Annotated in this window: 9 protein-coding genes and 1 pseudogene; 4 read left to right on the top strand and 6 right to left on the bottom strand. The window is 59.2% G+C overall.

What is annotated here, in order from left to right; translation table 11 throughout:
- The first annotated feature begins 166 nt into the window (after positions 1 to 166).
- Genes V6943_RS02195 through V6943_RS02180 form a run of 4 tightly spaced genes read left to right on the top strand, consistent with a single transcriptional unit; the run spans position 167 to position 6298 of the window.
- Positions 167 to 3679 carry a response regulator gene (locus V6943_RS02195; protein WP_340552479.1) on the top strand — a complete coding sequence of 1171 codons (3513 nt, stop codon included), beginning with the start codon at positions 167 to 169 and terminating at the stop codon, positions 3677 to 3679.
- Position 3680: 1 nt separating this feature from the next.
- Positions 3681 to 4499: a CheR family methyltransferase gene (locus tag V6943_RS02190; protein ID WP_131649598.1), complete on the top strand. Its 819-nt coding sequence runs from the start codon at positions 3681 to 3683 to the stop codon at positions 4497 to 4499.
- On the top strand, positions 4496 to 5098 hold the full coding sequence (locus V6943_RS02185) for a chemotaxis protein CheB (protein WP_340552478.1): 603 nt from the start codon (positions 4496 to 4498) through the stop codon (positions 5096 to 5098). The genes V6943_RS02190 and V6943_RS02185 overlap by 4 nt, the downstream gene beginning before the upstream one ends.
- A gap of 3 nt (positions 5099 to 5101) precedes the next feature.
- Positions 5102 to 6298, top strand: a complete 1197-nt coding sequence (locus V6943_RS02180; protein ID WP_340552477.1) for a hybrid sensor histidine kinase/response regulator — start codon at positions 5102 to 5104, stop codon at positions 6296 to 6298.
- Between the two features lie 37 nt (positions 6299 to 6335).
- On the opposite strand, the gene V6943_RS02175 is transcribed toward V6943_RS02180, so the two are convergent.
- The 6 genes and pseudogenes from V6943_RS02175 to V6943_RS02150 all read right to left on the bottom strand — a co-directional run bounded on the left by V6943_RS02175 (position 6336) and on the right by V6943_RS02150 (position 13017).
- Entirely contained in the window at positions 6336 to 7484 is a 1149-nt protein-coding gene (locus tag V6943_RS02175; RefSeq protein ID WP_340552476.1) for a catalase family protein, read from the bottom strand.
- Positions 7485 to 7540: 56 nt separating this feature from the next.
- Complete coding sequence (locus V6943_RS02170; RefSeq protein ID WP_340552475.1) at positions 7541 to 9412, bottom strand: di-heme-cytochrome C peroxidase; 1872 nt, start codon at positions 9410 to 9412, stop codon at positions 7541 to 7543.
- Positions 9413 to 9711: 299 nt separating this feature from the next.
- Positions 9712 to 9959 (bottom strand): annotated as a pseudogene (locus V6943_RS02165) (transposase); the annotation flags it as partial.
- A 649-nt stretch (positions 9960 to 10608) separates the two neighbouring features.
- A complete protein-coding gene (locus tag V6943_RS02160) occupies positions 10609 to 11526 on the bottom strand; it encodes a hypothetical protein (protein ID WP_340552474.1) in 918 nt (305 codons plus the stop codon).
- Positions 11513 to 11689, bottom strand: a complete 177-nt coding sequence (locus V6943_RS02155; RefSeq protein WP_340552473.1) for a hypothetical protein — start codon at positions 11687 to 11689, stop codon at positions 11513 to 11515. The genes V6943_RS02160 and V6943_RS02155 overlap by 14 nt, the downstream gene beginning before the upstream one ends.
- A 260-nt stretch (positions 11690 to 11949) precedes the next feature.
- Positions 11950 to 13017: a hypothetical protein gene (locus V6943_RS02150; protein WP_340552472.1), complete on the bottom strand. Its 1068-nt coding sequence runs from the start codon at positions 13015 to 13017 to the stop codon at positions 11950 to 11952.
- Positions 13018 to 13034 lie beyond the last annotated feature (17 nt).

Here is a 13034-nt window from a genome sequence, read left to right as displayed (position 1 = left end):
CGCAACCGCAGCGGTGTAAAGTCCCCGGTCGACTTGCTGCGTGAGCCTATCTCGCGCGAATCACCTTTGAACTTGACGGGATGTGGAGCGTTCGCTTGCTAGCGACGCAGCTGCCCGCGCTGCTGTGGGTATCGGTCATCGCGCCAGCACCCGGGAAGGAAACCAAATGGGCGACTCTTTCATCAATCGAGAAAACTTCAGGCGCATCCTCAACCGCAATGTGGCCGTGCCCCTTGGTTTCGGATTTCTCAGCGCATTCTTCTTCAGCGCCATCGTCTATTACCTGTTGAACGTCAGCCATTGGGTCGAGCGCTCGGTTCATGGCGTTGCCTACGCGCACGACATGCTGAAAGTCGCAGGCGATATGGAAGCCTCCATGCGTGGCTATCTCATCGCCGGCGAGGAGATTTTTCTCGAGCCTTACCGAAAAGAGCTGCCCGCATTCGTCGACCTGATGAACCGGCTCGAGGAGTACGCGAGCGATACCCCGGTGCAATTGGGTCGTGTCGAGCGTATGAAGCAACTTCATGGACAGTGGCTCGGATATGCCGAAGAAGCCATTGAGCGTCGTGCACGGAACGAGCCCGTGACCGAGTACGTACGCAGCAAGCGCGGGCTGGACCTAAAGGAGGAGCAGCGTCGGCTGCTCAACGACTTCATTGCCTATGAACGTCAGACTCGCACCGAGCTTACCGACACGTCGGAAGTGGTCACTACGGTTCTGATCGGCGGTTTTCTGCTGTTCAGCCTGGTGTTCAGTGGCCTGCTGGTTTACTTCGGGCGCCGCGACCTGATCAATCTGTCGGACAGCTATGCCAAATCACTGGAGCAACAACAGGCGCATGCCGCGGCGCTGGAGAAGCAGGCCTGGTACCGCACCGGCCAGACCCAGCTCAGCGAGTCGATGATCGGTGAGCAGGCGCTGCCGACGCTGGGGCAGAACGTTCTGAGCTTCCTCTCGCGTTACCTCGACGTGGCGGTCGGAGCGCTCTACGTGACGCAGGACGGCAAGCTGCAGCGGGTCGCGGAGTTCGGCTGGGACAAGGACAAGCTGCACGGTGACCGGACGCTGGAAATCGGCGAAGGGCTGGTCGGACAAACGGCGCTGGAGCGTAGGGCGATGGCGCTCGACAGCGTGCCGCCCGGTTATATGAAGGTCACTTCGGCGTTGGGCAACACCGACGCCAGATCGGTATTGATCGTTCCCGTGGAAGACAGCGGCATGCTCAATGCCGTATTGGAGATCGGCTTCCTGCGGCCCCTGCACGAAGAAGACAGCGAGTTACTGCGGCGCGTCAGCGAAAGCATCGGTTCGGCCATCGAGGCCGCGCGCTATCGCCAGCGCCTGCAGCGTATGCTGGCCGAGACCCAGCAGCTCAACGAAGAACTGCAGGTGCAACAGGAAGAACTGCGCGCCGCCAATGAGGAGCTCGAAGAGCAATCCAACGCCCTGCGTGAATCGCAGGCGCACATGGAAGAGCAGCAGGCCGAACTGGAACAGACCAACGAGCAGCTCGCCGAGCATTCCGAAGAGCTGGCGCGTCAGCGCGATGAGATGGATCTGAAGAACAATCGCCTGCATGAAGTGCAGCTGATGCTCGAAGAGCGTGCCGACGAGCTGCAGCGCGCCAGTCGCTACAAGTCGGAATTCCTCGCCAACATGTCGCACGAGCTGCGCACGCCGCTCAACAGCTCACTGATTCTCGCCAAGCTGCTGTCCGATAATCCCGAAGGCAATCTGAGCGACGATCAGGTGCAGTTCGCGCGCTCGATCTATTCGGCAGGCAACGATCTGCTCAACCTGATCAACGACATTCTCGACATCTCCAAAGTTGAAGCCGGCAAGCTCGACGTGCGGCCTGAGCTGCTCGTTCTGACACGCATGATCGACGGGCTGAAGAGCCTGTTTCTCGCGCAGGCGCTGGAAAAGTCGCTGCAGTTCCAGGTCGAACTGGCCGAAGACTTGCCATCGAGCCTCTACACGGACCGACAGCGACTGGAGCAGATTCTCAAGAACCTGCTGTCGAATGCCTTCAAATTCACCGAGAAGGGCTCGGTGGAGCTGCATGTGATGCGCCATGGCGATGGTCAGGTCGCCTTCGCCGTGCGTGATTCGGGGATCGGCATTCCGGTCGATCAGCAGGATGTGATCTTCGAGGCGTTCCGTCAGGCCGACGGCACCACTAATCGCCGCTATGGCGGCACTGGCCTGGGCCTGTCGATTTCTCGCGAACTCGCCCAATTGCTGGGCGGCACCATCGAGGTGAGCAGCGAGCCGGGCGCAGGCAGCCTGTTCACGCTGATCGTCCCAGAAAACTACAGCGCCCCGGTGGCTGTTCAGGAGCCGGAATTGCCTGCCGCCGCGCCGATCGAAGCGTCTGCCGCATCGATGTCCATGGCGCTTGTCCAGGCCGTGCCTTCGCCGGCCGCGCCGCTACGCGCGCAGGAGCCGAGCGTGCCGGCTCTGGCCGACGACCGTGACGCCCTTCCATTCGGACGCTCGGTGCTGGTGATCGAAGACGAGCCGCAGTTCGCCTGCATTCTCCGCGACCTCGCGCACGAGCTGAAGTACAGCTGTCTGATCGCGCAGAGCGCCGATCACGGTTTCGACACTGCCGTGCAGTACCGCCCTGATGCCATCTTGCTGGACATGCGACTGCCCGATCATTCCGGTCTGACCGTGCTTGAGCGGCTCAAGGAGAATCCTGTCACGCGGCATATCCCGGTGCATATCGTGTCCGTGGAAGACCGCAAGGAGGCCGCCCTGCAAATGGGCGCCATCGGCTACGCCACTAAACCCACCACCCGCGACGACCTCAAGAAAGTATTCGGCCGGCTGGAAGCGAAGCTGGCGCAGAAGGTCAAGCGCATCCTGCTGGTCGAGGACGACGCCCGCCAGCGTGAAAGCGTGTCGCGGCTGATCGAAGATATCGATGTGGAGATCACGGCGGTGGAGTTCGGCGCGAAGGCTCTCGAACTGCTGCGCTCGACGCTCTACGACTGCATGATCATCGACCTCAAGCTGCCGGACATGGATGGCCATGAACTGCTCGAGCGCATGGCTCACGAGGACATCTGCTCCTTCCCGCCAGTCATCGTCTACACCGGGCGCAACCTGACGCGCGATGAAGAAGCGTCGCTGATGAAATACTCGCGCTCGATCATCATCAAGGGCGCTCGGTCGCCGGAGCGGCTGCTCGACGAAGTCACGCTGTTCCTGCACAAGGTCGAATCGGACATGGCGCCGGAGCGGCAGAAGATGCTGAAAAGCGTGCGCAGCCGCGAGAAGGCCTTCGAGGGACGCAAGATTCTGGTGGTCGACGACGATGTGCGTAACGTCTTCGCACTGACCAGTGCGCTGGAACAGAAGGGCGCGCTGATCGAGATCGCCCGCAACGGTCACGAGGCCATCGCTCAATTGCAGAGTGTGACCGATATCGATCTGGTGTTGATGGACATCATGATGCCGGAGATGGACGGTTTTACCGCGATGCAGGAGATCCGCAAGGATTCGCGCTTCGCCAAGCTGCCGATCATCGCGGTCACCGCTAAAGCGATGAACAACGATCAGGACCGCTGCTTGCGCGCCGGGGCCAACGACTACCTGGCCAAGCCAATCGAGCTTGATCGCCTGTTCTCGCTGATTCGTGTATGGCTACCTAAAGTGGAGCTGTTGTGACATGCCTCACCGCAATCAGGCCATCGAGCTGAAGCTGCTGATCGAAGCCATCTATCTGCGCTACAGCTACGATTTCCGCGACTATTCCGGCGCTTCGCTCAAGCGCCGGGTGCTGCTGGCATTGAAGCAGATGCAATGCGAAAGCATCTCAGAGCTGCAGCGCAAGATTCTCTACGATCCGCAAGCCTTCATGGAGCTCTTGCAGTTCCTCACGATCCCGGTCAGCGAGATGTTCCGCGACCCGAGTTATTACCTGGCGCTGCGCGAGCAGGTGGTCCCGGTGCTGCGCACCTACCCGTCGCTGAAGATCTGGATCGCCGGCTGCAGCACCGGCGAAGAGGTCTACTCGATGGCGATCCTGCTCAGGGAGGAGGGCCTGCTGGAACGCACCATTCTCTACGCCACCGATATCAACCCACGGTCGCTGGAACAGGCACGCCAGGGTATCTTCGATATTGGCGACATGCAGCAGTACACGACCAACTACCAGCGCGCCGGCGGCAAGCGCAGCCTCAGCGATTACTACACGGCCGCCTACGACTCGGCGATCATGGACAAGACCTTGAAGGACCAGGTGACCTTTGCCGACCATAGCCTGGCGACCGACAGCGTCTTCGCCGAGACCCAGTTGATTTCCTGCCGCAACGTGCTGATCTACTTCAACAAGCCGCTGCAGGATCGGGCCTTTGGCCTGTTCCACGAATCCCTCTGCCATCGCGGCTTTCTCGGCCTGGGTAGCAAGGAAACCGTCGAGTTCTCCGGTCATGCCGACCGTTACGAGGCGTTCGACAAGCCACAACGGATCTTCCGCAAGCTATGACGTTCGCGACCCGAGATGTTTCAGGCAAATCACCTGCGCGGGCCATCGATGCCATAGTGATCGGCGCCTCGGCGGGCGGTCTGGCTGCGCTCAGTGCCTTGGTTGACGGCCTGCCGAGAGACTTTCGCCAGCCGCTGCTGATGGTCCAGCACGTGCCGCCGTACGGGCCGACACAACTGGTCGAGATCTTCCAGCGTAAGACCGCGCTGCGGGTCAAGGAAGCGGACGACAAGGAGCCGGTGTGCGGAGCGACGCTGTATTTCGCCGCGCCCGGCTATCACCTGCTGGTGGAAGCGGACCTGACGCTATCGCTCAGCCAGGACGAGGCGATGCACTTTTCTCGTCCCTCGATCGATGTCTTGTTCGAATCGGCCGCCGATGCCTGGGGCGAGCGCGTTGCCGGTATCCTGCTGACCGGCGCCAACGAAGACGGCGCGGCAGGCCTCGAAGCGATCAAGCGGGCCGGCGGCATGACCATCGTTCAGGACCCTGGCGAAGCCGAGGTTCAGACCATGCCTTTGGCCGCACTCCAGCGCTTTGCGCCGGATTACATTTTGCCCTTGCGCGATATTCATCGACTGTTGCGTGAACTGGAGTGACCCATGCCCGACCATACCGATGAAGCGAACCTACTGATCGTCGATGACCTGCCGGAAAACCTGCTGGCACTGGATGCCATTCTCAGGAACCCGGGGGTTCGCGTGCATCAGGCCGAATCGGCGGAACAGGCACTCGAACTGTTGCTTCAGCATGAGTTCGCACTGGCTATTCTCGACGTGCAGATGCCTGGCATGGATGGTTTCCAGCTGGCGGAGATGATGCGCGGTACCGAGCGCACCAAGCAGATCCCTATCGTGTTCGTCAGCGCCGCCGGGCGCGAACTCAATTACGCCTTCAAGGGCTACGAGAGCGGCGCGGTGGATTTCATGCACAAGCCGCTCGATACCCATGCGGTTCGTAGCAAAGTCAGTGTATTCGTCGATCTCTACCGCAACCGCAAGCGGATGGCGCGTCAGCTCGAAGCGCTCGAGCGCAGCCGCCGCGAGCAGGAAGTGTTGCTCGATCAGCTACGCAGCACCAAGGCCGAACTAGAAGACGCCGTGCGCATGCGCGACGACTTCATGTCGATCGTCTCCCACGAGCTGAAAACGCCCCTCAATACCCTCATTCTCGAAGTCCAGCTGCGCAAGCTGCAGCTGGGGCGGAACAATTTCGCCGCGTTCAGCGACGACAAGCTGCGGCAGATGGTCGACAAGGACGAGCGGCAGATCCGCAGCCTGATCCGTCTGATCGACGACATGCTCGATGTCTCGCGCATTCGCACCGGCAAACTGTCGATCCGCCCCGACCGCCTCGATCTGGGCAAGCTGGTCGCTAGCGTCGTCGAGAATTTCGCGCCGCAGATGGAAGCCAGCGGTTGCACGCTGCTGTTTCAGCGACCGGAGCCGATCGTCGGCGTCTGGGACGAATTCCGCATCGAACAGGTGCTGGCGAACCTGCTGACTAACGCAATGCGCTACGGCGCCGGCAAGCCTGTGCAGGTCAACGTCAGCGCGACTCCGGTGACTGCCTGTATCGAAGTGCGCGATCAGGGCATCGGCATCAGCCAGAAGAGTCTCGAAAGAATCTTCTGCCAGTTCGAACGCGCCGAAGGCAGCGAAAGCAGCGCCGGACTGGGGCTTGGGCTGTTTATTGCCGAACAGATCGTCAAGGCGCATGACGGTCGCATTCAGGTCGAAAGCGAAGAGGGCAATGGCGCGCTATTTAGAGTCTTGCTGCCGTTGAGCGATGAGGCCTAAAGCCGGCCCAACGCCCATTCAACTCCAAGCTGCGGTACTAGTAGACAGCTCGGAGCGCGCCGTTGCGGTCCAGACGGTACGCGCTAACGGCTTCGTACACTGCTTTCCTCAAGCGGTTGATGCCGCCTATTGGCCGGTGCTCAGGTAGCGAATGCCAGGGGTTGAAGGACAGATTGTCACAGTCGATATTCTGCGCCGGACTGTCGAAATCCTGAGCGAGAAGGCGGATATCCGCGACGGACTCAAAAGCGGAGATCGCCTCGTCCCACTCAACGCTGGGATCCTCGATAGGCATGTAGAAATCGGCGTTCTGCCGTTGTACCTGCAAGGTAAAGCAGGCGGGCGTCTGGTCGAGCGAAAGCTGCTGGTAGAGCGCGTTGCGCAAGAAGTTGGGTAGGTCGCGGTTCTGTTCGGGTAATTGGTAAGCCGGGCAGTTCTCCGGCGCAGGTATCACTCGGTATTTGATATTCAGCGGTCCAAGCTTGAACGGCGCCACCGAGTTGTAGGTGGTCGCCACAGGGCTGTCGGGCGCTGGCGATAGGGTTTTCAGCGCAATCGCCAGATGGCGGATTTCCCAGTGACGGGGATCCCAGCCTGGGAAGAATGCCAGCACTTTCTTGCCCTCGGCCTGAGCAGCGAAATTGCTCCGGTATTCGGCTACGTCGCGGACGAAGAATGCGGGGTGATTAAACATGACGAAATCCTGCTCAGCGGCGTGAGCCGGGTTCGCTGTCAACTTCTGTCCCGGTACGTCGAGCAACTTTATCGCCATGCCTCGCGCATCACGAACGCGATCGAACTGAGGATAAGCATTGCCGTTCGAAAGCCTTACCCAGGCCTGCCAGCTATGTCCGGGTTGGCTGAAGACGCCATGCTGTAGGTCGCTGTCGATGTCCCCGCGGACGGAAACCTCCGCCCTGAGGCAACCATGCGCTTTGGCGTGCGCGTCGCGCAGCACCCGAGTGTTGTCCCGGTGCTGTTCGACGACCCGGATTGCGTCAGCAATAATGGCCTGCGTGTCCGCTTTTTCGGTGACAGGAATCTGTTCCTCGAGTGACACCGGGCCGGAAAATTTCCAGCTATAGAACAGGCTGCCGATCAGCCAGCCGCCGAGGCCTACGGCCAGAGCCAACAATAGGATTTTGCCGAGCCAGTCGCCCAGACAGAGCCAGAATTTTTTGAGCATGGTGAAGTCCCTTTGATCGTTCCAGTATGGGAGCAGCAGCGCTGCGGTCCGTGGCGTTACCCGCAGTTGGGGCCCGGTGCCCATGCTTTGGCTGGCAGATCTTGTAGGTGCGGCTCGAACCGATCGTCGCCCAGCACTTTCAGGTACTCGATCAGAGCCCAGCGTTCGTGAGGTAGCAGGGCGCGCCCGATGACACCCTGCCCGCGGCAGCCAGCACGAAACTCATGGCCACGGTTGCTGTTGCCGGTAATCGAGGTGTCGAGCAGGAAGCCACCGGGAAAAGCACCGGTTTCAAAACCGAGGCGCTTGGTGTCGTATTCGAAGGTGCCCACCCAAAACTGATCCTGCCGTTCGGCCACTGGCGACAACAATTCGAACAGGTTCGCGACCGAACCGTTATGCAGAAAAGGCGGTGTGGCCCAGATGCCATTGAGGGGGCGGGCTTTATAACCGCGTATCTCCTGGACGCCGATAGGTAGTCCGAACCCGTCCATGCTCGCGCGCTCGTCCGGATGAATACCGGCGTCACGGTATGCGCGCTGTTCGACATAGGCCGTGATGTAAGCCAGCCCTTTTGCACTGGATATCTTTTGTAGGTCCACTTCCCCTGACGAGGCGCTAAAGAGCCTGACATCTAGTGCTTTCAGCTCGTCCTGCGTCCAGCCTAATTGGCTGACATCGAAGCGATGGTCAGCAATATTGTCGGCGGTGGTGGGGTCGGTGCCTATGACGTCGGTTGGTACGATTCGCATACGCCATTCGGGGTCCCTGCTTGCAGCAAAGCGCTCGCCCACGGGCTTGGGAGCGGCTGCGTGGCAATAGGCGCAATTTTCCTCGAACAGTGCTCGGCCGAGACTGGCCTTTTCGATATCAACCTTGCCCAACACCTCTTCGGGCCAGCGCGGCGGCTGCAGGCGTTTGAGCGTCTGCTCCAACTTATCAAGGTCGTGCACCCGAACGCTCGATGGGTAGCGTTCGTCGAGCGTTAATGGGCTGCCATCTTCATGCAGCAGACGCAGCGGCGCGCCTACGCCTAATGCTTCGCCGATATTGCGCGCCATTGGCTGCATGGCTGAGCCGTTCCACTGAACCCAGTCGAACTTCCAGATATCCCATACCTGCGGATAGCTGACCGGTGCGTTGGCGACCCGATAGTTATCCGCATCGATTGCATCGCCAAACACAGTATTGGCGATACGTCCGAATGCATCGGTACGACCGAAACCCTCTTCTGTTGGATACAGGCCTCGATGCCAGTCGTTGAAAGCTGTGCTGAGCAACCGATCCAGCACCCGCTTGAAGTCGATACGCAGTTGTTCGCGGTCGCTTGCATAGTTATCGCCCAGGACTTCAAGCGCGAACCGTTTGAACTTGAGCGGATTGTAGTAAGTTGCGGCCATGCTCATTCCCAGCGCTTGGCCGAACGCTCCACCACGCAATGTGGGTACCGTCGAGGCAAGCGAGTGTAGTGCCGCTCCGCCATCGATACGGATGGCCTGGCCACGGTGGCGCAGCTCACCCGTATGGCACGCTGCACAACTTATATCGAGATAAGCGATACCGGTTTCGCTGTCTTCGTGTCGCGCAAAGCCAACGGGAAGGTTGGCCGGATTGCGTGGGGAGGGTTGCTGCTGCGGGTCCACAAGAAAACCGAACCTGGCCAGATAGTCCGGCGCGGCGAGCTTTCCTCGTCCGAATGGCTTTTCAAGCGCTTGAAACCATTCGTACCTTAAGCCCTTAACTTGTGTGCCTTGCGGCGTGTAGTAAAAGGTCTGCCGATCTGCCTCGCTCCACTGGTTGAGATAGTGAAGCTGCTCGGGCTGTTGGTAAGCGGGCAGGTTAGGGTAGGCAACAAAATACGCGCCAATGCCCGCGAACAAGGCTACTAGCAATAAAAGCCCGAGCAGGGCGCGGCGGAGCAGTTGCATGGGTGAACATCCATGTAGTTAAGGCAGTCACGCTTTATGCCAATCCCTTGGCTTAATAGCAATATGCCAGGCCGTCCGTAGCGTTCTTATGTTTGGGCGCGAAATATGGAGCTTGCTGGTTTCGATCTGCTAAAAGAGTACGTCATCCGGCTGGGCCTTTGCCGGGCGGTTCTGAGCGCTGGCTCAGGCTTGCCAGCGTGTAATGGTTCAATTTTCTCCGGAGGGTTCTACCGCATCTCTACGGGAGGTCTTGAAAGGGCTGAAAATTTCTAATCTCTGCTGGGCGACTCTACGGCGCATTGCAGCTCGCGGATCTGCTTCATCGCATCGGCCATCTTCGAAGCCGTACCTCAGCCTCACCGGCACTGACCGTCGACAGGTTGCCGTCCTGATAAAGCTTGCGCCGTTGAAATAACTGGTTGGGGTTGGTGCCGTTGCGCCGAGCCACGACGGAAACGCTTTGCCCCGGCTCCAGGCTCTTGCGAACTATGGTGACCTTTTCCTCGACGCTCCAACGACGACCCCGCTCTCGGCCGAGCACTTCGATATGTCTGTCTTTGGGGCGCTCGTTCACCGCCCTACCTTGTGTATGCCCATCGATTGGGCCATCGCGGGTGCCCAGGATCAATCCGTACGGGCAGGGGAGGGGCTTCGTTGCACCTCGGCAAAGATATCGATGATCGAGCGCTGCGGGTCGCGTTGGCTTAGGGCCGCCACCTGCCGGCTCTGGCCTTGCAGTTCCTCGGGCCTGGCCCATTGATCGGATGGTAGGGCTGCGACCAGGCGGGCATGGCTTCGGGGATATTCTGCTGGTGCATGCGCCTGACCCGACCGACGTCCCATTCGGTGAGATGAAAGGGCAACGTCCATAGGGTGATCATTTGGTAAAGGTACCAACCGAGCACGTACCATCTGCCGACCTCACCCTTCGATAGCGGCGGCGCATGCGTTCTCGGGCGTTATAAAACGCGTGTAGCCCTTCGTGGACTGGGGAGAAGCGCCAGGCAGGTAGCGGAAAGAGGACAGATTTATTTTCGGCTGTTGTTCAACCCCTATAGCTCACATGCAGCGCCATCAGGTTGGGACGACTGAAGGTGTCGATCTGGGGGATGCGTTCGTTCATTTCGCGCACCTTGGCCTTGAAAGTTTCATCGTCCATATCGCGCCAGTAGCGGGGTTCACGGTTGGTTTGGTGATCATGTTCGGCGGTAGTGGGGTCGAGGTGGCGGAAGGCTTCCAGCTCCGGGGTGTCCGGCAGAGGTTTGCTGATATCCATATAAGTTCTGCAGGTAGTCCCAGAGTGCGCAGGGCACGGAGGTGCTGCCGCTGGCACCGACGAAGTTGGCCATATTGATCCAGATATCCCGATAGCGATGGACGATGCACAGCACGTTGTTAGGCAGGCCCTGACGATCCGGTGTAGTGGTGATATAGGCATCGAACTCGTAGAAGGGCGCGACCTTTTCGCCGATGGTGCCGTTCTTCTTGTATTCGCCGTTATTGTCGTAATCGAAGACGGTGACCAGCCCGGTACGGCGGTTAAATTCCCAGAGTGGGCCTCTGGAGGGTTTGATCCAGAGTTTGGGGAAGTGATTGATTACAAGCCAGCCTAGACCCCAGAGGCTCAGTAATGGCAGAAATAGATATGTGCTAAGTCCCAGAAGCATATCTAAAATGTCTGTTTTCCACTCATTGCTTGAGTAGTCAGTTACCACTAATGCTGATAACAGCATGAGTGGGATTAATATATACGAGAAACCCTTTCCAAGTATCTGCATGTAAAGCCAGAATTTAGAGCTTGCTGGGGCCTGAGCGTGGCGAATTTTCTCGTTATTCAGTCGGTCGTGAAGGTCAATATGCTCAAACGGTTTGGGTATATATTCGCCACGACTTCTCTGTCCGTCTCTAATCCTGTCGAGCTCCTCCTGATAACGTAAATCGGCTGGTTTGATATTTATCAGTACACATGACGGGAGCATGTCCTGAGTACCCCCCCAGGGCAGGCGCACGCTGCCAAAGCGGCGTAGCCAGGGTTGTTTTTCCGCTGGCGGCTGGTCAGGAGTCTGTTCCGGGTTGTAGGCACCGGGGCGGTAAAATGGTTCAGGATTCGGCATGGGTCTTCTCATCGGCCCAGAACGGAACGTCGGTCTGGTTGAAGTTTGCGGCTGGTGCCTTGGTTGCATACACCTTGCTGTTTCTGATCGGCGGTGCTGGGAATAGCCAGAGGAGTGCGCCGGGCCGGCAGTCTTTTTCACCGGTATCCAGCGCCAGGCGCAATTGTGCCCGTACCTGCCATTCGTGATGAGCGCTGGTATCGCACGGATCGCCGCTCCAGCGGCGTGCTGGAGGCGTATCAGGTAGACCTCGCGGCTTTCGGGCAGTACCTGATGGTCCACCGGCTCGGGTGTTACACACTAACCTTGGTGGGTATGGCTCGCCATTGCCGCAGTATCGTATTTCGCTAGTGCGTAGACGCCAGCGGGTCTCGATACTTTTTACCCATATGGGTCAGTAGATCCGGCAGGTTGCTGGGAGCATCAATCGACATACTCCACATACCGCGCCATCAGGTTGGGTCGGCGCATGGTGTCGATCAGGCGAATGCGGCCCTCCATCTCCCGGAGTTTTTCGGCGAAGGTCTCGTCGTCCATGTCGATCCAGTAGCGCGGGTTGCGGCCCGTCTGGCGGTCATGCTCGGCGGATACCGGGTCGAGGTGGCGGCATTTCTCGAAGCAGGGCAGTTCCGGCAGGGGACGGCTGGCATCCATGTAGTTCTGGAAAAAGTCCCACAGGGCCAAAGGCGGCTGCGGGATACGGTCCGGCGACATCAGGGAGGCGAAATTGATGGTGATGTCGCGGTAGCGGTGGGCCAGGTAAAGAAAGTTCATCGGCAGGCCCTGGCGGTCCGGCGAGGTGGCGAGGTAGGCGTCGAACTCGTGGAAGGGCGCGGTGATCTCGCCGACGGTGCCGTTCTTCTTGTACTCACCGTTATTGTCGTAGTCGAACAGGGTGACCAGGCCGGTACGCCGGTTGAGCTCCCAGAGGGGGCCGCGAGAGGGCTTGAACCATAGGTGGGGGAAGTGGTTGATCACTAAAGAGCCGAGCCCCCAGCAAGCTAGTGGAATACCGGGACACACTAGCACTGTTGGAATAAAGGAAATCGTAGTTTCTAACCAAGATACGTTCTTTACGATGCTCAGCTCGGCGAGATAAACAAATAAAGTAAGAATTGACCCTAAATAAAATAGAAAACGCCCCCCCCCACATAGATACAGCCAGAAATGCGAGCGCTTGGATAAGACCGCATAACGATAACGCTCGTGGTCATAAACCCAATGCAGATCGAGACCTTCCATGGGCCTTTTCTTATAGGTACCCAGCGCTTTTTCTTCTTCCCGCTTCTTATCGAACTCTTCCCAGAAGCGCATGCTCTTGGGGGTGGGGTCGGTCATGATGCTTTCCGGCGCCACCTCCTGGGTGCGGCCCCAGGGGAGGCGGCTGCCGCCGAGCTTGCGCAACCAGGAGCGTTCGCGCGACGGCGGCTGGTCGGGAATGCTGGCCGGGCTATAGGCCGTGCTGGCGTAGTAGGCGTTGTCTTGTGTCACGTATGGGGTATCCAAAG

The sequence above is a fragment of the Pseudomonas sp. CBC3 genome, assembly GCF_037967085.1.
Classification (GTDB): domain Bacteria; phylum Pseudomonadota; class Gammaproteobacteria; order Pseudomonadales; family Pseudomonadaceae; genus Stutzerimonas.
Note: the sequence above shows the minus strand (reverse complement) of the source record. Positions and strands in the feature narration are given on the sequence as shown.